This window comes from Pseudomonas donghuensis, from assembly GCF_000696345.2.
In the GTDB taxonomy this organism is placed as follows: Bacteria; Pseudomonadota; Gammaproteobacteria; order Pseudomonadales; family Pseudomonadaceae; genus Aquipseudomonas; species Aquipseudomonas donghuensis.
On the sequence record NZ_CP071706.1, the window covers coordinates 4531096 to 4553292 of the forward strand.

Sequence of the window (22197 nt, forward strand, 5' to 3'; positions counted from 1 at the left end):
ACCTGATACTCAAAGCCTGCCTGGGCGCTGCCGTGGTGGTGATCCTTGCCGCCCTGGCGAAAACGCGCAACTACTATATTGCCGGCCTGGTGCCGCTGTTCCCGACCTTCGCCCTGATCGCCCACTACATCGTCGGCAAGGGCCGGTCACTGGACGATTTGAAGACCACCATCCTGTTCGGCATGTGGTCGATCATCCCCTACTTCGTCTACCTGGCGGCGTTGTACCTGCTGGTCGATCGCCTGCGCCTGGAGGCGTCGCTGGCCCTGGCGGCCGTGGCCTGGCTGGTGGCGGCGACGGTGCTGGTGGGTGTCTGGGTAAGGCTGCATTAAAGCGCTTGGGGGCTACTTCGCAGCCCATCGCCGGCAAGACCGGCTCCCACAAAATCCGGTGCATGCCGATCCTGTAGGAGCGGGTTTGCCCCGCGATCAGTACACCGCCAGATGGGTATCGGCCAGCCGTTGCATCTTCAGATAGGGCAACACCGCACCCAGCAGCGGCCCTTTGAACTGCTCCTGAAAGCGATGGGCCAAGCCTGGGATCAGCTGCAACTGGCTGCCCTTGATATGTGCTGCCAGGTGCACACCGTGCATCACCGGCAGCAGCGGGTCGGCGGTGCCGTGCACCACCAGGGTTGGCAGGCGCAGGTTGTTGAGTAACTGGACGCGGCTTTGCTCGGCCAGGATCGCCATGATCTGGCGCTTGACCCCCTCGGGATTGAAGGCGCGGTCATAGGCAATCGCCGCCTGTTCGAGCAGCGCCTGGCGGTCATCCTCGACCTCGGGGCTACCCAGGGCCGCCAGCAGGTCTGCCTGCTGCTCAAGTGCCACCTCGCGATTCGGCGCGCCACGCCGGGCCAGCAACTGCACCAGCGCCGGGCTCGGTGCCGGCAAGCCCTGGGCACCGGAGCTGGACATGATCAAGGTCAGGCTCTCGACCCGCTCCGGCGCCTGCGCCGCCAGGTGCTGGGCGATCATCCCGCCCATGCTCACGCCCATGACATGAAAGCGCCGCACCTGCAGGGCATCCATCAGCCCCAGACCGTCTACGGCCATGTCGCTCAGGGTGTAAGGCGCGGCCACCGGCAGGCCGAGCTTGTAGCGCAGCAGTTCGAAGGCCAGGTTGGCGTCGTCGGGCGCCTGGTTCCAGCTGGACAGGCCGACATCGCGGTTGTCGTAGCGGATCACCCGAAAGCCCTGCTGACAGAGCGCGACCACCACTTCATCCGGCCAGTGGATCAGTTGCCCGCCCAAGCCCATGACCAGCAGAAGGGCCGGGTCCGATTCACGACCGATGCTTTGATAAGCCAGGCTGACCTGCGAGAGCTCGGCGCGCTGGACCGGCACATTGACGTCACAACGCGATGCCGCATGAACACCTTGGGCAAAAAGAACAACGAATAAAAACCAAAAAAAACGCATGAGCGAAACACCAGAATGCAAATCCCCAGTAGAGCGCAAGTCTGATGAAGTTCGTTCAAGCGCGCTGCCACACTTGCATGACAATTTGATGAATGCCGCCCGACGGCAATCCGCCCTACTTATGTACCGCACCCACCGGCTCAACCTCGCGCCCAATGTGAACGCCACTCCCGGCATCACTTCACATTCGGGATACTGCCATGAGCGACTCGCCAGAAACCTTCGAACCCCTGACCTTTTCCCCTATAGATTTCATTCCAGCCAAACCCCGCGACAGCACCTTGCTGCTCGATGCCAGCAAGCGCTGGAAAGATCATCGCGATACCTTCGCCACTTTGCTTGCACAAGCCCCCGGCGTGTACCAGACACTCCAGGATCTGGTACGCCAACAGCTGGGAGTCGACCCGCTGAGCACTGCCCTGCGATTTCGCATCTCCGCTATGCACGACAGCGATGTCAGCCTGGTCGCCCTGGCAGTACACACGCGCCAGTATCCCCAGCCGCCCGCCGACCTCGACCAGCACGCCCAGGTGACGGGACCTGGGCCCGATCATCCGACCTTGCGCCTGACACCCACGCAACTGCTCGCCAGGCTTGCGCAGCTGGACCTTCCCGCAGCGCTCCGGCGGCAATGGGATCATTACTGGCAAGCGCGAGCCTCGGACACCGCCGTCAGCCGCCGTACCCATGCCCAGAACCAGTACCTGGAGGTGCTCAAGGCCTGTTGGGATGTGGCGCTGGCAACCGGCCAATTCGATACGCAACAGCAGCGCGCGGTCAATGGCGTGCTCGACAACCCTGAATGGCATAGCCAGCACGGTATCGAGATCCAGACCGTTTCGAGAGACGAACAGATAATACCGGGGGCGCTGCTGTTCAAGATCGAAGGCGAATCGCACCTGATGCTGTATCGCCCCGACAGCGGCTTCACTAGCCATGCATCGCCGACGGATCTGGAAACAGCCCTCGGCACCACCGCCTCCAGCATCAGCTATGAAAGCCATGAAAACCTTTCGGCCGGTTTCACCCCACTGTTCAACAGCCTGCTTAATGAACGCTTGAGCGCGCTGGACTTCAAACCCGGGGCCGATATCCGCCAGTTTGGCGAGCTTGCGCTGTCGATGGTCCACTGGGTCGATAGCCAACAGCGCAATCCAAGCGTCTTCAGCCTGCCGCCTGCCATTGAATCAACCGACAGCGAGGACGCGCCGCAGCGTTCGTTCTACGACTTTGGCAGCTTGAGCCTCGACATTCCCTACCCCATCCGCCTGCAACAGATCAGCGCCCAACAGGCACTGATGACCCCCATTGCCGAAACCGACCTGCAAGCGCTCAAGGACCATCAGAATGCGCTGAGTGCGGCCTGCCAAGAGGCTGAAGAGGCCATCGAGCAACAACTGAAGGCCGACACCTGGCACACCGACGAATCCCCCGCCGCCAGTGCTGCGCTGCTCACGGCTCATTACCAGGGCTTGCGCGCCCATGCCCGCTTCCAGAACCTGCTGGGGCAAATCGATAACGAGGAATTGAGGTGGCTCGAAAGCCTTCTCGATCAGCCCGACACCTTCCCCCGCCTGGGCTCCAGCCTTGTCGCGGCGTATCCAGTGCTCGATTCGACATCAATGGTTGATGGCGTCGAAACCCGTACCAGCACCACGCTCCACGATTGCCTGGTGGTGACCCTGCAGGACGATGACAACCCGCAGAGCCTGTTGGTGTACTGGCCGGGTGAAGCCGGCGGGCTGCTGCGCTGCGCCAACCAAGCGGAACTTGCCCGCTGCTTCGCCATCAACGACCCGAACGGGCAGTCACTGAGCCTGAGCCCGGTGACCGGCGATGTCCTGGCCGTGGTTCTGGGCCATCACTTGAGCCAGGCCAAGGCCGCGCTGACCACCGAGCAATCGCCCGCGGCGGTGAACGAAGCACTGGCCCGGCGCCTGCAAGTCCCCCGCCACGCCGCACGCGAGTACGCGTTCAAGCTGATCCAGGCACAGGAAACCAGTGCCACGTTGACGGGTATTTCCCTGGACTGGCTGGACAAGCTGTCGGCCAGCGATCGCGCGACGCTCAAGGCCGGTACCCTCGGTTTCATCGCCGCCATGCACCGCGCCCAGGCCCTGGTCGCCCGCGACCTGCCCCACCGCGAACTGTTCTGCCGCCAGCTCATCAGCCAACGCCTGAAGCAGGATTTCCCCGACTACGATGACAGCCCCATCACCCTCTACCTGCCAGAGAGCACCTCGTGGGTGCCCCTTCTGGTTGAAAGCACCAGCCCCCAGGGCATTGCCCCCAAGCCGACGCTCAGACCCAGCAACAAATGGGTCGACCTGGCGCTGGATACCCTGCTGCTGGACAACATCGACGAGGCCATGAAAGAGCGCCTGAGTTTTCTCAAGCTGAAGCTCAAGACATCGAATCAGGTGCTTGCTCAACAGCTCAAGGACAGCATCAATACCAACTACCTGAGCGGCCTGGCCATCGACCTTGACCTGGCCCAGCAATATGAAAACAAGATCATCGAGGTGTATCGCGGCACTCACGAAAGCGCGTTCCCCCGGGCCTACCGGCGCCAATGCCTGGGCGAGCCTTTTCGCCAGATGCTCAAGCTGCACAGTGTCCAGGCCAGGGCCAAGGGCGAACTGGACGACAGGGGCCAGACGATTTTCAACATCGCCATCGACGCCGACAGCGCGGCGGCCTACCTGGCTGACGGTCACAACATACGCCTGATCCCCGCTCGCCTGACTGCAGGTGGCAAGGATACCGACAGCTACGGCACTACGCTGTCCGGGGTGACCTTTGTCAGCGACCAGAACAGCGGCATCACCCTGCTCTACCGTCCCGACCACCCCACCCGCCTGGTGCGCCAGTACAGCAGCCTGAAAGACGCCCGCTTGGGCTTGTATGAACTGAGCAAGCAAAGCGGCGAAATCGACTACCTGGCCGGGCGCGCCTTATTGGGCAATCCGGATGCCCACCGCTCGCGGATGCGCCTGGCTATCGAACATCGCTTCGACGGCATTATCGGCCTGGGCACGGCCTGGCCCTCGACCACCTCACTGGCCCAGCACCTGCTCGACGCCCAGGGTGGCCGGATACTCGAAGCCCATCGCGCGACCTCGCGCTCGAACCGCGACCTGTGGCTGGAAAACTTCGCCTACCAGAGCGGCATGATCTTCAACTACATCAAGATGGCCCTGGGCTTCATTCCGGTGATCGGGACCGTCATCAGCGTCTACGACTTCTTCGAGTCCAGTGCCCGGCTGGTCAGCGCGTTGCGCCAGGATGAGGTGTACAAGGCGCTGGAGGCGTTGCAACAGGTACTGCTGGCGTTCGTCGATGCTGCCATCGACCTGGCGCCAAGCCTGCCCCTCAAGGCCCTGAGCGCCCGCCAGCTTACCCGTCAGCGCCAACAGCAGCTGTTGCAGGCAGGCCCGGCGGCGGGCTTTGCGCCCAGCGGCGCCAGCAGCGCCCGACGCCTGTCGCGCTTTGAAGGCTATGAATATCAGGCGCCGTTGTCGCTGGCCGGGATCGAGCCGGGCCGCCGCGGCAAATACAAAGGCATCTACCAACACGCCGAGGGTGATTTCATCCTGGTGGGCGACCGCCCCTGCCAGGTGGAATGGCTGGAGACGGAACACACCTGGCGTCTGCGCGGCACCCAGTTCAAGACCTGGCGGAAAAACATCGCGCTCAATGAAAACGGCCAATGGGACACCCATTTCTCGCTGTATGGCGTGCACCTGCGTGGCGGCGGTTCGGGTGGCGGGCAGATACTCGGACATATGGTCGATGTGTTGGAGCCCTATTGGCCAACCGCCATTCGCGAGCGACTGCCTCGCACCTGGGTGGACCGCCACTATCGTCGCCAACGCATGCTGACGGTAGAGTCCCTGAAGGAGGAAGCTCGGCTTCAAACCGCATTGGCACGCACCAACGCTAGTTTCGAGGTGTTCGAGAACGCCAGCCTACAAGCCCGGCAGGCTTCACTGGCGACAATGAAAGCAAACTGCCAGGCAGATATAGCAGCGGCGAAAAAGGCTTATAACACCTGGGATGAGTTACAAAAAATCAGTCTCAAGGCGGAGAAGCAAAGGGCCCTAACGCAAAAGGCACGTACAGCCAGAGTTATATGTGATCGAACGCTGAATTTGATCACCCTGTCCAGGGAGGAGACGTTGCGCAGCCTCTATGAATCACTGACGATTCGCATACAGCTGCAGGACCTGAACGATCTTGTTGATCGAGCCCCCCTGTTGCGGGAACTGCGCAGCAAATCGCTGAGGGTCGTGGATGGCAAGCAGCAGATGCTTGAGCAAAAACGGGAACTCGGGAACTGGTTCCCATTGGCAAAAGCTCCAATTCAACCTGAAATAAAAAATCGCGCAGATTTCAAGAGGCGGCTGGAGACCATCAAGTCGGAGTTTTCCGACAGCATCCAGGCCGTTCAACGCCTCGAGAACGACCCCGTCTTATTCGACACACGATTGAATGAAGCCAATAGCCAGTTCAGGGAAAAACTCTCAAGCCTGGGAAAACGCTTTGAGGGCGCGGCAGAGTACCTGCAGGAGGTCGAAAGTCACGAGCTCCTCAAAAACTCGTACCAGCGGCTGGAGAAATACTTCAATGACGCGTTCATTACCTTCCACAACACCTCGCACCTGATGGTCCTGGCACAAAGATACGCCAATACCTCAGTCTTCGCAGAGTTCTACACAGGGCGACTACAAACCATCGAAGACGAAGTGCAAATGATACAGGGAACCTTGTCGGGATTGTCAGAAGTACAAAGCAGTGCACCTCAACGTCTGACGATCCAAACCGAAGCCCAGCGTATCTACCGCCAATACAAACTAGAACTGCAAAGCACCAACGCCAGCTTTCCGGAACTGTTTGACGAGCACTACCTGGGGAAGCTGTACGACAATCTCGACAAGTTGATCCTGCAGAGCGACAAGGCGGTCCAGCGTTTGCCCGGCCTACGCCCTAACCGTGGACAAAACAGCAGTCCGCGCCTTTTCCAGACAGAGGACAACCACTACTACATCGGCGATTACACTCCGGCCAGCCGCAATGCTCCCGAGCGGATTACCGTGCATAGCGCTGAAGGTAGTGCCGTCAGGCGTTTTGAACCTGTGGGTGAACGGTGGCGGCCACAGGTGCTTGCGACGTCGGCACGACCTCATGAACTGCGCAACCTCAAGCAGACCGCTACACAACTGATCCAAGGGCTGGACAGTTTCCGTCAGCGGGTGCGTGGCTATATCAGATCAGACACCCTGCCGGCGGACTTTGAGGACATGATGATCGCCAAGGCCAATGAGCTTGAAAGCTGTGCAGCGCGAATCGAAGCGCTAGGCGGCAACGCGACGGATACGCAAGCACTGCGCACCCAGGCGGCACAGTTGCGCCTGGATGGCATCCAGCTGCGCATTGAGCAGATAAAGGTCAGCCCTCGCCCCAATGAAGGCCATCTTGCTTACCTCGATGATCAGCAGCAGATCAGCATTCACAAACTGGGAGAGCGCCAGATGCTCAAAGCCCGCGATTACCTGCAGGAGTACGAGATTCGTGACTTGAAATCTGCCGGCGAGCCTGTGCTGTGGTACGCCCACTTCCATTACCGTGGCCTGGATACACCGTTCGACAACTTCAGTGCCGCCCATCTCAAACGGGCGGTGGACCGCAAGAAGGGGCCGCAGTGGCAGCAAGCCCAGGCAAGTGCCAGTAGCACGCCGGACGACATCTGGCGTGGCGCAATAAACCAGCGAACCGCAAACCGGTACTTCGCCGGTCTGTAATCTCTAACTGCAACGGCGAGCCAGAGGGCTCGCCGTTGCGTCTCTCACGCCAGCTCGCTGCGCAATTGCCGCGCCGCCGCCACCATGTTCACCAGCGCAGCTTCCGTCTCCGGCCAGGCGCGGGTCTTCAGGCCGCAGTCCGGGTTGACCCACAGGCGCTCGGCCGGGATACGCTTGACCGCCTTGCTCATCAGCTTGACCATCTCGCCGGTGTCCGGTACCCGTGGCGAGTGAATGTCGTAGACGCCCGGACCGATGTCGTTGGGGTAGTCGAAGGCTTCGAAGGCGTCCAGCAACTCCATGTCCGAACGCGAAGTCTCGATGGTGATCACGTCAGCGTCCATGGCCGCGATGGCCTCGATCACGTCGTTGAACTCGCTGTAGCACATGTGGGTGTGGATCTGGGTTTCGTCACGTACACCGCTTGAGCACAGGCGGAACGCTTCCACAGCCCAGTCCAGGTACGCCTGCCATTGCGCCCGGCGCAGCGGCAGGCCTTCACGGAACGCCGCTTCGTCGATCTGCACGATCTTGATGCCGGCCGCTTCCAGGTCCTGGACTTCGTCGCGGATGGCCAAGGCCAATTGCTCGGCCTGGACCTTGCGCGACACATCTTCACGCGGGAAGGACCACATCAGCATGGTCACCGGGCCGGTCAGCATGCCTTTCATGACTTTGCTGGTCAGGCCCTGGGCGTATTCGATCCAGGCCACGGTCATCGGCTGCGGGCGGCTCAGATCACCGTAGATGATCGCCGGTTTCACGCAGCGCGAACCATAGCTCTGGACCCAGCCAAAGCGGGTGAAGGCGTAACCGTCCAGTTGCTCGGCAAAGTACTCGACCATGTCGTTGCGCTCGGCTTCGCCGTGCACCAGCACGTCCAGGCCCAGGCGCTCCTGCACCTGCACGGCATGACGGATTTCGCTGTGCATGGCATCGGTGTAGTCGTTGGCCGAGAGTTTGCCCTGCTTGTAGGCCTGACGCGCCAGGCGAATCGCCGAGGTCTGTGGGAAAGAGCCAATGGTGGTGGTCGGGAACGCCGGCAGTTGCAGGCGCTTGCGCTGCGCTTCGATACGCTGGGCAAAGGCTGACTGACGCTGGCTGTCTGCTGCGGTAACCGCTGCCAGCCGGGCCTGAACCTCGGGCTTGTGAATGCGCGGCGACTCGGCGCGGCTGCGCTGGACGGCGCGGCTATTGCTCAAGGCGTTCTGCACCAGCGGCAGGTGCGGGGTATCCAGGGCCTTGGCCAGCACGGCGATTTCTTCGCACTTCTGCACGGCAAAGGCCAGCCAGCCTTTCAGTTCGGCGTCGAGCTTGTCTTCACGACCGAGGTCCACCGGGCTGTGCAACAGCGAGCAGGAACCGGCTACCCAAAGGTTGGCACCAAAGCGTTGCTGGGCTTGCTGCAGTTGCTCCAGGGCCTTGTCCAGGTCGCAGCGCCAGACGTTGCGGCCGTTGACCACGCCCAGCGACAGCACTTTATAGGTCGGCAGGCGATCAAGCACCGCTGGCAGTTGCTCCGCTGCGCGCACCAGGTCGATATGCAGGCCATCCACCGGCAGGCCGACGGCCAGGCCGAGGTTGTCTTCCAGGCCGCTGAAGTAGGTGGCAACCAGCTTCTTCAGGGGTGAGTACTGGAGGATGTGATAGGCCCGCTCGAAGGCATTCTTCCATTCCTGCGGCAGGTCCAGGCCAAGGATCGGCTCATCGATCTGCACCCACTCCACGCCCTGGCGGGACAGGCGGCTGAGGATTTCACCATAGACCGGCAACAGGCGCTCGAGCAGGTCGAGCTTGTCGAACTCGCCGCCCTTGGCCTTGCCCAGCCACAGGTAGGTCAGCGGGCCGATCAGCACCGGCTTGACCGCGTGGCCGAGGGCCTGGGCTTCGGCAACTTCTTCGAACAGCTGCTCCCAACTGAGCAAAAAGCGCTGGTCGGCGCTGAATTCCGGGACCAGGTAGTGGTAGTTGGTATCGAACCACTTGGTCAGCTCTTGCGCATATTGCGTCTGGCCGTGGCTGGCGCCGCAGCAGGTACTGGCACCGCGCGCCATGGCGAACAAGGTGTCGAGGGTCGGCAGGCCATTGGCGCCCGTGACCTGGGCAAAGCGCTCGGGGATCGCCCCGAAGGTCAGCGAGTGGGTCAGTACCTGGTCGTACCAGGCAAAATCGCCGACCGGCAGCAGCTCGATCCCGGCGTCCTTCTGCAACTGCCAGTGGCGGGCGCGCAGTTCGCGGCCAACAGCCTCCAGGCCAGCCTGGTCGAGATCGCCTTTCCAGTAGGCTTCTTGCGCTTTTTTCAGTTCGCGGTCAGCGCCGATGCGCGGGAAACCAAGGTTGTGGGCCAATGCCATGAGAAAACGTCCTCCCTGTAAAAGATGACGCTATTGTCGACAGCCAGAGCAACATGAGACAAACTCAATAAATTCGTGTTCATCTCAAAGTTTATTCATGGAGCCCCCCGGTGCTGGAAATTCGCCACCTGAAAACCCTGCACGCCCTGCGCGAAGCCGACAGCCTGGTCGAGGCCGCCGAGCGCCTGCACCTGACCCAGTCGGCGCTGTCCCATCAGTTCAAGGAGCTGGAAGAACGCCTGGGCATGCCGCTGTTCATGCGCAAGACCAAGCCAATCCGCTTCACCAGCGCCGGGCTGCGCCTGCTGCAACTGGCCGATGCCACCCTGCCGCTGCTGCGCGGCGCCGAGCGCGACATCGCGCGCCTGGCCGGTGGTACCGCCGGGCGCCTGCACATGGCCATCGAATGCCACAGCTGCTTCCAGTGGCTGATGCCGACCATCGACCAGTTCCGCGATGCCTGGCCGGAAGTCGAGCTGGACCTGGCCTCGGGCTTTGCCTTTGCGCCGTTGCCAGCCCTGGCCCGCGGGGACCTGGACCTGGTGGTGACCTCCGACCCGCTGGAGCTCAGCGGCATCACCTACGTGCCGCTGTTCACCTACGAAGCCATGCTCGCCGTGGCCAACCAGCACCCCCTGGCCCAGAAGCCGTACATGGTGCCGCAGGACCTGGCCACGGAAACACTGATCACCTACCCGGTGGAACGCGACCGCCTGGACATCTTCACCCGCTTCCTGGAGCCGGCCGACGTGGAGCCGGCGCAGGTGCGCACGGCGGAGCTGACGGTGATGATGATGCAACTGGTGGCCAGCGGTCGCGGGGTCTGCGGCATGCCGCACTGGGCCCTGCACGAGTACAGCTCACGCGGCTACGTGAAGGCCAAGCGCCTGGGTGAAAAGGGCCTGTTTGCCACGCTGTACGCGGCAGTGCGCAGCGACATGCTCGATGCGCCGTACATGCGCGACTTTTTGCTGACCGCCAAGGACACCTCGTTCTCCACCCTCGACGGCGTCAGCGCAGTACGGTGAGCCTCACGCGACCCGGCGTTGCTCCTGCACCAGGCGCAGCGCCAGGCCAGCCAGGACGAAGCCCATGACGTAACGCTGCAGCATCAACCACAGCGGATAACGCACGAACCAGCCGGCAATGCCGGCGGCGAACAGGGCGATCAGCAAGTTGACCGAGAAGCTCACGGCGATCTGGGTCAGGCCCAGGGCCAGGCTCTGCGCCAGCACCGAACCGTTTTCCGGCGAGATGAACTGCGGCAGCACCGAAAGGTAGAACACCGCCACCTTGGGGTTCAGTACGCTGGTCAGAAAGCCCATCAGCACCAGCTTGCGCGGGGAGTCCGGGGCCAGTTCACGGGGCTCGAACGGCGAGCGGGCACCGGGCTTGACTGCCTGCCAGGCCAGCCACATCAAGTAGCCGGCACCGGCCCACTTGAGCAGGTCGTAGGCCAGCGGCACGGCCATGAACAAGGCGGTCAGGCCAATGGCTGCGGCGCTCATGTGCACCAGAAAACCGCCCACCACCCCGAGCAACGAGGTTACCCCGGCCGTGCGGCCCTGGCAGATCGAACGGGAAATCAAATAAATCATGTTCGGCCCCGGGGTCAGGACCATCAACAGCGCGGCGCCGATAAACAGCAACCATTCGTGAGTAGGGATCATCGGCATTCCTTTGCAAGTGGGATCAGACAGGGGTTGTAGTTAACTGCCGGTACAGGGGCAGAATCAAGTCCCGTGTGAGCGGGGCCAGCTCAAGGGTCAACGGCTTGCGTGCCGACACCCACACCACCTCTTCGATTTCAGCGGCAGGCTCGACCGGCATGGCGGAGTGCACCTTGAAAAGGTCGGCCTGGACGACAAAACCCGGCTCGTTGGCCGCCGGGGCACTGAACTGGCCGAGAAACTCGGCGTCCTGCGGCTCGATCGCCAGGCCCAGCTCTTCGAACAGCTCGCGAGCCAGGGCATTGACCGGCTGCTCGTCGGCCTCGATCTTGCCCCCAGGCTGCATGAACGCCTGGGTGCCGCGCTTGCGCACCAACAGGGTACGGCCTTGCGGGTCGAGCAGAAGGGCGGCGGCGATGCGAATGGTTTTGCTCATGGGACGCTCATGGACGGGAAGGCGCGCAAGGATCACATGTTGGCGAGGGCCTTTCAATGTTGGAGCGGGCTTGCCCCGCGATCAGGTTGGCCTGTGCGACTGCATCGTGGGTCAAGCCCGCTCCAACAGAGGTGGTGCATTCCGCTCCCACTCCAGCCAGCTGTTCCCACACGCCAGTCTGACGAACGCCCCTTGCAACCCCGCATCAATGGCCGCATAAACAGCCCATGAACCTCCCCGCCCGCAAGCACCCGGAACTGGACGCTTTCCACCCCGCGGTCCGCACCTGGTTCCAGCGCCAGTTCCCGACGGTAACCGCCGCCCAGGCCCGGGCCTGGCCGTTGATTCGCAGCGGGCAATCCTTGCTGGTCACAGCGCCTACCGGTTCAGGCAAGACCCTGACGGCCTTCCTGGCGATCCTCGACGAGCTGTTCGAACAGGGCCTGGCCAGTGGAAATCTGCCGGACCAGACCCAGGTGGTCTACGTCTCGCCGCTCAAAGCGCTGTCCAATGATATCCGGATCAACCTGCAGGCGCCGTTGGCCGGGATCAACGCGGTCCTGACCGAACAAGGCCACGCGTCGCTGGAAATCCGCACGGCGGTGCGCAGCGGTGATACCCCGCAGAAAGAACGCACGGCCATGCGCCGCCAGGCGCCGCACATTCTGGTCACCACCCCCGAATCGCTGTATGTGTTGCTCGGCTCGGCCTCCGGGCGCCTGGGCCTGGCCAGCGTGCACACGGTGATCGTCGACGAGATCCATGCCCTGGCCGGCAACAAGCGCGGCAGTCACCTGGCCCTGAGCCTGGAGCGCCTTGAGGCACTGTGCCAGCGGCCACTGCGGCGCATCGGCCTGTCAGCCACGCAACGCCCGGTTGAGCGGGTGGCACAGTTTCTGGTGGGCCAGGCGCGCGACTGCGCCATCGTCGATATCGGCCATGCCCGCCCCCGCGACCTGGGTCTGGAAGTGCCGCCGGTGCCGCTCGGGGCGGTGATGGCCAGCGATGTCTGGGAGCGGGTTTACGACCGCTTGGCGGCCCTGGCCCGCGAGCATCGCACCACGTTGGTGTTCGTCAACACCCGGCGCCTGGCCGAGCGCCTGACCCGTCATTTGAGCGAACGCCTGGGCCGTGACGCAGTGGCCGCGCACCACGGCAGCATGGCCAAGGAACACCGCCTGGACGCCGAGCAACGACTCAAGCGCGGTGAGCTCCAGGTACTGGTGGCCACGGCCTCGCTGGAGTTGGGCATCGATATCGGTGAAATCGAGCTGGTCTGCCAGATCGGCTCGCCCGGCTCGATTGCCACGTTTTTGCAAAGGGTCGGGCGCTCCGGGCATCAGCTCGAAGGCACCCCCAAAGGCCGGCTGTTCCCGCTGTCGCGCGATGACCTGATCGAATGCGCAGCCCTGCTCGACTGCGTGCGCCGCGGCGAGCTGGACCACTTGCATGTGCCAAAAGCCCCGCTGGACGTATTGGCGCAACAGATCGTCGCCGAAGTCAGCAGCCAGGAGTGGCACGAGCAAGCGTTGTTCGACTGCCTGCGTCGGGCCATGCCCTATGCCGAACTGGATCAAGGCCATTACCAGGCGCTGTTGCGCATGCTCGGCGAAGGCTTCAATGGCCGCCAGGGCATCCGCAGTGCCTATCTGCACCGCGATGCGCTCAATGGCACCCTGCGCGGGCGCCGTGGCAGCCAGCTGACGGCATTGACCAGCGGCGGCACCATCCCCGATAACGCCGACTACAGCGTGCTGCTCGAACCTCAGGGCCTGAACATCGGCAGCGTCAACGAAGACTTCGCGGTAGAAAGCATCGCCGGCGATATCTTCCAGCTGGGCAATGCCTCCTACCGCATCCTGCGGGTGGAAAGCGGCCGGGTGCGGGTCGAGGACGCCAAGGGCCTGCCGCCGAGCATCCCGTTCTGGCTCGGCGAAGCGCCGGGGCGCAGTGATGAGCTGTCCGCGGGCGTCGCGCGCCTGCAAGGCGAGATCGACCAGCGCCTGAGCGATACCGATGGCCAGCGGCAACCGCTGCTCGACTGGCTCACTGCAGAATTGGGCCTGGGCCTGGACAGCGCCGAACAGCTGCTTGAATACCTGGCCCACACCCGCCAGGTGCTCGGCGCCCTGCCCTCGCAGCAAACCCTGGTGATGGAGCGCTTTTTCGACGAATCCGGCGGCACCCAGCTGATCATCCATTCACCGTTCGGCAGCCGCATCAACCGCGCCTGGGGCCTGGCCCTGCGCAAGCGTTTCTGCCGTACCTTCAACTTCGAACTGCAGGCTGCGGCCAGTGAAGACGCGATTGTCCTGTCGCTGTCGGCCAGCCACAGTTTTGCCCTGGAAGAGGTCTGGCGGTACCTGCACAGCAACAGCGCCGAGCCGATCCTGATCCAGGCCCTGCTCGATGCGCCGCTGTTCGGCGTGCGCTGGCGCTGGAACGCCGGCACCGCACTGGCCCTGCCGCGCTTTGTCGGCGGGCGCAAGGTGGCGCCGCAGATCCAGCGGATGAAAAGCGAAGACCTGATTGCCGCAGTGTTCCCCGACCAGATCGCCTGCCTGGAAAACCTCGCCGGCGAACGGCAGATTCCCGATCACCCACTGGTCGAGCAGACCCTCGACGACTGCTTGCACGAGGCGATGGACAGCGAAGGCTGGCTGGCGCTGCTGCGGCGTATCGAGCAAGGCCGGATCACCCTGGTTGCCCGTGACCTGCCGGCCCCCTCGCCGCTGGCTTCGGCCATTCTCAACGCCCGGCCCTATACCTTTCTGGATGATGCACCGCTGGAAGAACGGCGCACCCAGGCCGTGCTCAACCGGCGCTGGAACGAGGCACAGAGCAGCGATGACCTGGGCGCACTGGACCCGCAAGCCATCGCCGCCGTGCAAGCCGAAGCCTGGCCCACACCCACCCGCGGCGATGAAATGCATGAAGCCTTGATGAGCCTGGCCTGTATCAGCCAGGCCGAAGCCGAGGCCAATCACGGCTGGCAGGCCTGGCTGGCGGCGCTGGCCAAGGAAGGCCGCGCCTGCCGCCTGCAACTGGCCAGCGATCAAGCATTGTGGCTGGCCCGCGAACGCCTGGTGCTGCTGCGCGCCCTGTACCCGCAGGCGGCCCTGACACCCGAGGTCGCGGCGCTGCCCGGCTTTGATCAAGCCATGGACGCAGAGGCGGCGCTGGTCGAGCTGCTGCGCGCGCGCCTGAGCGGTTTCGGCCCGCTGACCAGCGAGCAGATTGCCGCCCCGCTGCACCTGTCAGCCAGCGCCATCGAGCAAGCCCTGGCCCGCCTGGAAGGCGAAGGCTACGTGATGCGCGGGTACTTTCAGCCGAGCCAGCAAGCGCTGCAATGGTGCGAGCGGCACCTGCTGGCGCGCATTCATCGCTACACCATCAAGCGCCTGCGCCGGGAAATCGAGCCGGTCAGCCTGCAGGACTTCATGCGCTTTCTGTTCGACTGGCAGCACCTGTCGCCCACCGCTCGCCTGCAAGGCCAGGCGGCGCTGAGTGCCGTGCTCGACCAGTTCGAAGGCTATCCCGCGGCTGCAGCGGCCTGGGAAAGCGACCTGCTGCCCACCCGGCTCAAGGACTACAGCCCGCGCTGGCTCGACGAAGCCTGCCGCGCCGGTAAATACGCCTGGGCGCGCCTGGCCCCGAGTGCCGCGAGCAGCACGCTGCGCAGCACGCCGCTGGTGCTGTTGCCACGTACCCGCCTGGGCTTGTGGCGCGCCCTGAGCCCGGCGCTGGACAGCCGCGCGCTAAGCCTGCGTGCCCAGCGCGTGCACAGCGTGCTGAGCGAATACGGCGCCTTGTTCTTCGACGAACTGGTGCACGACGCCCACTTGCTGCCCAGCGAACTGGAAAGCGCCCTGCAGGAGCTGGTGGCCGCCGGGTTGATCAGCGCCGACAGCTTCGCTGGCCTGCGCGCCCTGATCACCCCGGCCAGCAAACGCCAGGGCCGCAGCCATCGACGCGGTCGCGGGCCGTTGTTTGGCGGCATGCAAGACGCCGGGCGCTGGGCCCTGCTGCGCAAGCCCGGGGACAAGCGTGACGACGACCTCGAACACATTGCCCGCACCTTGTTGCGCCGCTACGGTGTGATCTGCTGGCGCTTGCTCGAACGCGAGGCCGACTGGCTGCCCAGCTGGCGCGAGCTGCTGCGCTGCTACCACCGCCTGGAGGCCCGTGGCGAGATCCGTGGCGGGCGCTTTATCAGCGGCCTGGCCGGCGAGCAGTTCGCCTTGCCCGAGGCCGTGGCGCTGCTGCGTGAAGTACGCCGGCGGCCGCTGGATGCCAGCCTGGTCGCGGTCAGCGCCAGCGACCCGCTGAACCTGGTCGGCACCCTGCTGCCAGGCAACAAGGTACCCGCCGTCAGTGGCAATCGCCTGCTCTATCTGGACGGTGTGCCGGTCGCGACACTGATTGCCGGCAAGGTTCAGTTCAGCGGCGACGATGAACGGGCGCAGCACGGGGAGTGGCGCGACCGCCTGATCCGCGATGCCGCCCTGGTGACGTGAGCTGCGGGCTGGCGCTGGAAACCCCAACCGGGCTAAGGTCGAGGTTTGTCCAGGCCCTGAGCCTGACCGTGCCATCGCAAGGAAACCGTATGAGCCTGTCACTTCTCAGCCGCTACGCCTTCTTCGCTGCCTGTGTGCTGTTCACCCTGGCCAGCCTGCCCTTCCTCCACCACGAATGGCTGTGGCCGTTCACCCTGGTGACCGCCGTGCTCAGCCTGATTGGCCTGGGCGACCTGCTGCAAAGCCGTCACGCGGTACGGCGCAACTACCCGATCCTGGGCAACATTCGCTACCTGGTCGAAGGCATTCGCCCGGAAATCCGCCAATACCTGCTGGAAGCCGATAGCGATGCCCTGCCGTTTTCCCGGGCGCAGCGCTCACTGGTGTATGCGCGGGCCAAGAACGAAGCATCGGACAAACCCTTCGGCACCCTGATCGATGTCTATCAGTCCGGTTTCGAGTTCATCGGCCACTCCATGCGCCCGGCGCCGCTGAGCGACCCGTCGAGCTTTCGGGTGAGCGTCGGCGGCCCGCAGTGCACACAGCCGTACTCGGCGTCGGTGTTCAACATCTCGGCCATGAGCTTCGGTTCGCTCAGCGCCAATGCCATTCGCGCCCTGAACCAGGGCGCCAAGCTGGGCAACTTCGCTCACGACACCGGTGAGGGCAGCATCAGCCCCTATCACCGCGAGCACGGCGGCGACCTGACCTGGGAGCTGGGCAGCGGCTACTTCGGCTGCCGCACCTCGGACGGGCGCTTTGACCCCGAGCGCTTCGCCGAACAAGCGCGCAACCCGCAGGTGCGGATGATCGAGATCAAGATGAGCCAGGGCGCCAAACCCGGCCATGGCGGCATCCTGCCCAAGCACAAGGTCACCCGCGAGATCGCCGAAACCCGCGGGGTGATGATGGGTGAAGACTGCATCTCGCCGTCGCGTCACAGCGCCTTTTCCACCCCGATCGAGATGATGCAGTTCATTGCCCAGTTGCGCGAGCTGTCCGGCGGCAAGCCGGTGGGCTTCAAGTTCTGCCTCGGTCACCCGTGGGAGTTCATGGGTATTGCCAAGGCCATGCTGGAAACCGGCATCCTCCCCGACTTCATCGTCGTCGACGGCAAGGAAGGCGGCACCGGTGCCGCGCCGGTCGAGTTCACCGACCATATCGGCGTGCCGCTGCGCGAAGGCCTGCTGTTCGTGCACAACACCCTGGTGGGCCTGAATTTGCGCGACAAGATCAAGCTTGGCGCCAGCGGCAAGATCGTCAGCGCCTTCGACATCGCCAGCGTCCTGGCCATCGGCGCCGACTGGGCCAACTCGGCGCGAGGCTTCATGTTTGCCATCGGCTGCATCCAGTCGCAAAGCTGCCACACCAACAAATGCCCGACCGGCGTCGCCACCCAGGACCCGCTGCGCCAGCGCGCCCTGGTGGTACCCGACAAGGCCCAGCGGGTACTCAACTTCCACCACAACACCCTCAAGGCCCTGGCCGAAATGCTCGCCGCCGCCGGCCTCGATCACCCCTCGCAACTGGAAGCCAAGCACCTGGTGCGGCGCATCTCGGCCACCGAGATCAAGCTGTTCTCGCAGATGCACGTGTTCCTCAAACCGGGGGAATTGCTCAGCGGCGAGGTCAATGGCGAATTCTATTCGCGGATGTGGCAGATGGCCCGGGCGGACAGTTTCGAGCCACAGGAGGTGGCTGCGGCCTGAGGACCGGCAATGCGCTAGGGGACAGCGGGCCAGTGCTGATTGTAGTTTTCATCTTCCTGTATGGGCTTCATGACAATGAAGCCCTGCGCACCGGCCACGTAGATCGAATAAAACCTGTTGTCCACCAACGGTGCCCCCACGCGTCCTGACGCCGCCAGTTGAGCAAAGACCGAATGCTCACCGCCGATGACATTGTTGATCCCCAAGCGCGGGAAAAACTGAGCGTGCAACACTGAGTTGGAGCCACTCAGAATGTATCTCAGGAGCGGCATTTGGGTCATGGCGCCGTGACCTCTAGGCAACCAGTTACCGTCACCGGGCGCCCTCAGGTAGTAGTACTTGGTTACGCTGCGTAGCTCACTTCGCGATACCAGGTCATTGGCAATGTAATGCGCCATGGCTGACTCGAGCTCTTTCTTGGCAATGATGACCTGCCCGTAGGCATAGCTGAATGCAAACATGAACAGCGTTGGCATGATCAACAACCAGCGCAATCCCGGCCAGACCCGCCCAAACAACTCGTGATTGAGAAAAAACAGCAACACCAGGACTGCCGCAAAGCCGATGAAGTTTCTGGCCTCAAGGTTGGGCTCGGCGACAAACAGCATCATGCCCGGCACGCTGCAGACCAGCACCACCAGGCCGAGCAGGTAAAGCAGTGCAACACCAAGCTTGCCTGATAGCCGCCCTTGCATCTGAGGGATATTGCTCATCAGCAAAACAAACCCGGCACTTGCGCCCAGTAGCAGGGCAACCGCGACTCCATTGCCGGCAGACGCTGTCAGCAAGCCCAGCATCTGCATGGAGAAGCAGAACTTCTGCCACACCACTTCGAACCACTGCTGATCAAAAGGCAGGTGGTTGCCCCGCGTATCGATAGCCAGTTGGTAAGCGGTAAAAAAATAGATGAGGCCGCCGACTATCAATTGCACGACACGCTCCACGAGCGTCACCAGCAATGCCTGGACCGCAACCTTGTCTTTTACGCCACGGATATACTCGACAATACACAAGCCGATAAACAGGCTGATGGTCAACTGATAGAGGCTCAGCGCGACGGCAATCAACAGGGCCGCCAGCAACCCGCGAACAGAGCGCCGCTCAATCCGGCAGGTGATTGCACAAATGACCGCGACCAGCGCCAGCACCATCCCTGGACCATCATATTGGTAGGTCAGGTTGCCGAGGAAAAACGGGTTGCATAACACCGGCAGGATCACCAGGCAGCTGGTAATCCCGGGACGCGGAAACAGCCAGAAGGTCAGGCGCGCCATCGCCAAGGCCAGGGCAAAAACGCTGATCAACAAGGGCAGCGGGAAAATATTGATCGTTGCCTCGCTGAAGGTCAGCGCCCGGTACAGACCCTCAAGCAAGATCCTGCCTTGGTTGCGCCAGGCGTCCTGAGCCTGGAGCAATGCCCGCCAATTATCATCCACATAGGCATAATCGGCGCGAACAATGGGGAACACGTAAACAAAGGACAGAACGACAAAAAACAACAGCACGTGGCTCTGACTTAACGCCCGCTCATTCCCCTGCACGCTTGGTCTCCTTTCGATAGGTCGTGACATTGGCCTTCACGATCTCTTTCACCACGTAGCGGGGCCGATGTTTGGCCTCCATGTAAATTCGGCCGATGTATTCCCCCAATATGCCGATGCCGATCAGTTGCACCCCGCCGAGGAACAGAATGGCTGTCATCAAGGACGGATACCCGGGCACATCATTGCCAAACAGGATCTTGTCCAGCACCAGGTAACCGGCATACAGCAACGCCAGCAACGAGATGCACGCGCCGAGGTAACTCCACAGGCGCAAGGGCAAGGTGCTGAACGAGGTAATGCCGTCCAGCGCCAGGTTCCATAGCCGCCAAGCGTTGAACTTGCTGCGGCCCACAGCCCTCGGCGCACGGTCGTATTCAACAATGGCAACGTTGAACCCTGCCCACGACAGCACGCCCTTCATGAACAGTTGCTGTTCTGGCAGGGTCTTGATTACGTCCACCACCTTGCGGTCCATCAAGCGGAAATCGCCGACGTTTTCTTCTATATGGGTATAGGCGATGCGATTGAGCAGGCGATAGAACAGCGAGGCACTGCGGCGTTTCAGGTAACCATCGCTGGAGCGATCCCGGCGTTTGGCCAATACCACATCAGCGCCCTTGCACCATTGCTCGATCAGTTGCGATATCACTTCAACCGGATCTTGCAGGTCGACATCCATGGGTACCACGGCATCGCCGCTGGCATATTCCAGGCCGGCGAACAGGGCCGGTTCCTTGCCGAAGTTACGCGAGAAGTTGATCAACACCACGTCACTGTCGGCCAGGGCGATGGAGCGGGCGACTTCAGCCGTGCCGTCGCTGCTGCCATCGTTGATGAACACGATTTCGATGCAGTGGGCTTGCAACGAGGTCTCCTGACGCACCGCCTGGTAAAACAGGCTGACGGCCTGCTCTTCGTTGAACACTGGCACGATCAGTGAAACCTTCATGGCTCGGACCTGTGAAAGACCACCCACTTGGACAGCAAGAAGCCGCAGGTCAGGCTGATCAGGGAAAAGCTCACGACTGTGATCATCCCGTGCAGCCGCCAGTGGTCGCCCAGCCACCCCACTGCCAGGCTGACACCTCCCAGGCAGGACATGAACAACAGATAGCGCCCGATCGAGGGCGGGACGACGAAGGTGTAGAGGGTATTGACGTAAAAGGACAGCGTCGCCGCCACGCAAAACGCCAGAAAATTACTCAAGGCCTGGCTGAACTCGAACGCTACCCTGAGCACGAAAAAAAGCTGCCAATGGACCAGGGTATTGGCAATACCGATCACGGCATAGGTGGAAAATCCTTTCCATACGTTGGCCATTGCGCGTCGCGCCTCGATGGCTGTTGCGGCTGAATCCAAGCAGGCCACGTAAGCCGAAATTCGTCTACTACCCAAACTGACAGGTACGGGTGATTTTCGATCAACGGTCTGCCGCGCAACGGGCGAATAGAGACATTCAGTAATAAGCCCCCTTTGCAATTGCCAACGATTACCGCCACCCTGCCCCCCGCCCGAGGTGCGGCGCGAGCGATTGCCGTCGTCCGCCGGTCATTACTAAACCCACTGTTCAAGAGCCCGCTGCCATGTTTAACGGACGCGACCCGCGCATCGATTTTTTTCGAGGCCTGGCGTTGATCTTCATTTTCTGGGATCACGTCCCCCACAACCCTTTAGGCCAGGTCACCCTGCGTAACATCGGCTTTAGCGATGCCGCTGAAGTCTTCGTATTTCTCGCCGGCTACGCCGCAGTACTGGCCTATGGCAAAGTCCTGCAGCGAGACGGTTACCTGATCGCCTGCGTGAAGATCCTGCGGCGTACCTGGGTGCTGTATGTGGTGCATATCTTTCTGCTGGCGATGCTGATGGGCATCGTGTTCTTTGCCAACAGCCACGTGCAGACCCGCGACCTGGTTGAGGAAATGGGCCTGGTGCATTTCATCACCAACCCCCAGCAAGCGCTGACAGACGAGCTGTTGCTGCGCTTCAAACCCAACCTGATGGACCCGCTACCGCTGTACATCGTGCTGCTGGCCGGTTTGTCTCTGCTGCTGCCGCTGCTGATGCGCAACACCCTGGCCGTGGTTGGTGTGTCGATGGCGGTGTACCTGGTGGCACCCGGACTCGGCTGGAACCTGGCGAATTTTTCCGATGGCGTGTGGTACTTCAACCCGGTTACCTGGCAGTTCCTGTTTGTGCTCGGCGGCGCCGCGGCGCTTTACGGGCAACGGGCTCGGCCGCCGCAAACCCGGCCGTTGCGGCGCCAACCGCTGTTTCTGGCGGCAGCCGCCTATTCGCTGGCGGCTGGCATCGTTACCCTGTCCTGGCGCTGGCCAGAGCTTCACGATGCACTGATGCCGGCCAGTCTCAACACCCTGCTCTACCCGATCAGCAAGACCGATCTGTCGCCGGTGCGCCTGCTGCACTTCCTGGCCCTGGCCTACGTCACGGCCAAGCTGCTGCCGGGCAGCGGCTGGACGCAGAACTGGCTGGCGCAGCAAACCTGCCGCATGGGCCGCTACTCGCTTGAAGTGTTTTGCCTGGGGGTACTGCTGGCGCCCTTGGCGGACATGATCAATGCCATGGCCGGCGATGCCTTTGCCATGCAGATCTTCACCGCGCTGGTGGGCGTCGCGATCATGGCCCTGCTCGGTGCCTGGCTGGACTTCAATAAACGCCTGACCCAGCCGATGCGTGCGGTTGCCACCTGATAACCGCAGGCAAAAAAAAGCCCGTATCCATAGATAC

13 protein-coding genes are annotated in these 22197 nt (G+C 62.6%); 6 read left to right on the forward strand and 7 right to left on the reverse strand.

Annotation, left to right across the window (positions count from 1 at the left end):
• The first annotated feature begins 5 nt into the window (after positions 1 to 5).
• Positions 6 to 332, forward strand: a complete 327-nt coding sequence (locus BV82_RS21105) for a GlpM family protein (RefSeq protein WP_162471122.1) — start codon at positions 6 to 8, stop codon at positions 330 to 332.
• 96 nt (positions 333 to 428) lie between these two features.
• On the opposite strand, the gene BV82_RS21110 is transcribed toward BV82_RS21105, so the two are convergent.
• A complete protein-coding gene (locus tag BV82_RS21110; RefSeq protein ID WP_036996661.1) occupies positions 429 to 1421 on the reverse strand; it encodes an alpha/beta fold hydrolase in 993 nt (330 codons plus the stop codon).
• 200 nt (positions 1422 to 1621) lie between these two features.
• Between BV82_RS21110 and BV82_RS21115 the strand changes: the two genes are divergently transcribed.
• Positions 1622 to 7222 (forward strand): dermonecrotic toxin domain-containing protein, encoded by a 5601-nt coding sequence (locus tag BV82_RS21115; protein WP_036996662.1) that lies wholly within the window; start codon positions 1622 to 1624, stop codon positions 7220 to 7222.
• 44 nt (positions 7223 to 7266) lie between these two features.
• Here BV82_RS21115 and metE read toward each other — a convergent pair whose 3' ends face one another.
• Complete coding sequence (gene metE, locus BV82_RS21120; protein WP_036996663.1) at positions 7267 to 9576, reverse strand: 5-methyltetrahydropteroyltriglutamate--homocysteine S-methyltransferase; 2310 nt, start codon at positions 9574 to 9576, stop codon at positions 7267 to 7269.
• 110 nt (positions 9577 to 9686) lie between these two features.
• On the opposite strand from metE, the gene metR reads away from it, so the two are divergent.
• Complete coding sequence (metR, locus tag BV82_RS21125) at positions 9687 to 10604, forward strand: transcriptional regulator MetR (RefSeq protein ID WP_010221014.1); 918 nt, start codon at positions 9687 to 9689, stop codon at positions 10602 to 10604.
• A gap of 3 nt (positions 10605 to 10607) precedes the next feature.
• Here metR and BV82_RS21130 read toward each other — a convergent pair whose 3' ends face one another.
• Positions 10608 to 11246: a LysE family translocator gene (locus BV82_RS21130; protein WP_010221013.1), complete on the reverse strand. Its 639-nt coding sequence runs from the start codon at positions 11244 to 11246 to the stop codon at positions 10608 to 10610.
• Positions 11247 to 11268: 22 nt separating this feature from the next.
• A complete protein-coding gene (locus BV82_RS21135) occupies positions 11269 to 11682 on the reverse strand; it encodes an NUDIX hydrolase (RefSeq protein WP_010221012.1) in 414 nt (137 codons plus the stop codon).
• 227 nt (positions 11683 to 11909) lie between these two features.
• Between BV82_RS21135 and BV82_RS21140 the strand changes: the two genes are divergently transcribed.
• Together BV82_RS21140 and BV82_RS21145 are read left to right on the forward strand one after the other, a co-directional pair.
• Positions 11910 to 16199, forward strand: coding sequence for a DEAD/DEAH box helicase (locus BV82_RS21140; protein ID WP_036996664.1), 4290 nt, complete (start codon positions 11910 to 11912; stop codon positions 16197 to 16199).
• An 89-nt stretch (positions 16200 to 16288) separates the two neighbouring features.
• Positions 16289 to 17908, forward strand: a complete 1620-nt coding sequence (locus tag BV82_RS21145) for an FMN-binding glutamate synthase family protein (protein WP_036996665.1) — start codon at positions 16289 to 16291, stop codon at positions 17906 to 17908.
• Positions 17909 to 17922: 14 nt separating this feature from the next.
• Here the strand turns inward: BV82_RS21145 and BV82_RS21150 are convergent, their stop codons facing one another.
• Genes BV82_RS21150 through BV82_RS21160 form a run of 3 tightly spaced genes read right to left on the reverse strand, consistent with a single transcriptional unit; the run spans position 17923 to position 20772 of the window.
• On the reverse strand, positions 17923 to 19449 hold the full coding sequence (locus BV82_RS21150) for a glucosyltransferase domain-containing protein (protein ID WP_244993527.1): 1527 nt from the start codon (positions 19447 to 19449) through the stop codon (positions 17923 to 17925).
• Entirely contained in the window at positions 19436 to 20401 is a 966-nt protein-coding gene (locus tag BV82_RS21155) for a glycosyltransferase family 2 protein (protein ID WP_010221007.1), read from the reverse strand. Before BV82_RS21155 ends, BV82_RS21150 begins: the two co-directional genes overlap by 14 nt.
• A complete protein-coding gene (locus BV82_RS21160; protein ID WP_010221006.1) occupies positions 20398 to 20772 on the reverse strand; it encodes a GtrA family protein in 375 nt (124 codons plus the stop codon). The genes BV82_RS21155 and BV82_RS21160 overlap by 4 nt, the downstream gene beginning before the upstream one ends.
• Positions 20773 to 21035: 263 nt before the next feature.
• On the opposite strand from BV82_RS21160, the gene BV82_RS21165 reads away from it, so the two are divergent.
• The gene (locus tag BV82_RS21165) at positions 21036 to 22160 is read left to right on the forward strand and encodes an OpgC family protein (RefSeq protein ID WP_036996666.1); all 1125 of its coding nucleotides are present in this window, start codon (positions 21036 to 21038) and stop codon (positions 22158 to 22160) included.
• Positions 22161 to 22197 lie beyond the last annotated feature (37 nt).

Bases quoted from the DNA above. Each gene is read 5' to 3' on its own strand.
- BV82_RS21110 (WP_036996661.1), bottom strand. From the start codon at position 1,421: ATGCGTTTTTTTTGGTTTTTATTCGTTGTTCTTTTTGCCCAAGGTGTT.
- BV82_RS21115 (WP_036996662.1), top strand. From the start codon at position 1,622: ATGAGCGACTCGCCAGAAACCTTCGAACCCCTGACCTTTTCCCCTATA.
- metE (WP_036996663.1), bottom strand. From the start codon at position 9,576: ATGGCATTGGCCCACAACCTTGGTTTCCCGCGCATCGGCGCTGACCGC.
- BV82_RS21130 (WP_010221013.1), bottom strand. From the start codon at position 11,246: ATGATCCCTACTCACGAATGGTTGCTGTTTATCGGCGCCGCGCTGTTG.
- BV82_RS21135 (WP_010221012.1), bottom strand. From the start codon at position 11,682: ATGAGCAAAACCATTCGCATCGCCGCCGCCCTTCTGCTCGACCCGCAA.
- BV82_RS21140 (WP_036996664.1), top strand. From the start codon at position 11,910: ATGAACCTCCCCGCCCGCAAGCACCCGGAACTGGACGCTTTCCACCCC.
- BV82_RS21145 (WP_036996665.1), top strand. From the start codon at position 16,289: ATGAGCCTGTCACTTCTCAGCCGCTACGCCTTCTTCGCTGCCTGTGTG.
- BV82_RS21155 (WP_010221007.1), bottom strand. From the start codon at position 20,401: ATGAAGGTTTCACTGATCGTGCCAGTGTTCAACGAAGAGCAGGCCGTC.
- BV82_RS21160 (WP_010221006.1), bottom strand. From the start codon at position 20,772: ATGGCCAACGTATGGAAAGGATTTTCCACCTATGCCGTGATCGGTATT.
- BV82_RS21165 (WP_036996666.1), top strand. From the start codon at position 21,036: ATGTTTAACGGACGCGACCCGCGCATCGATTTTTTTCGAGGCCTGGCG.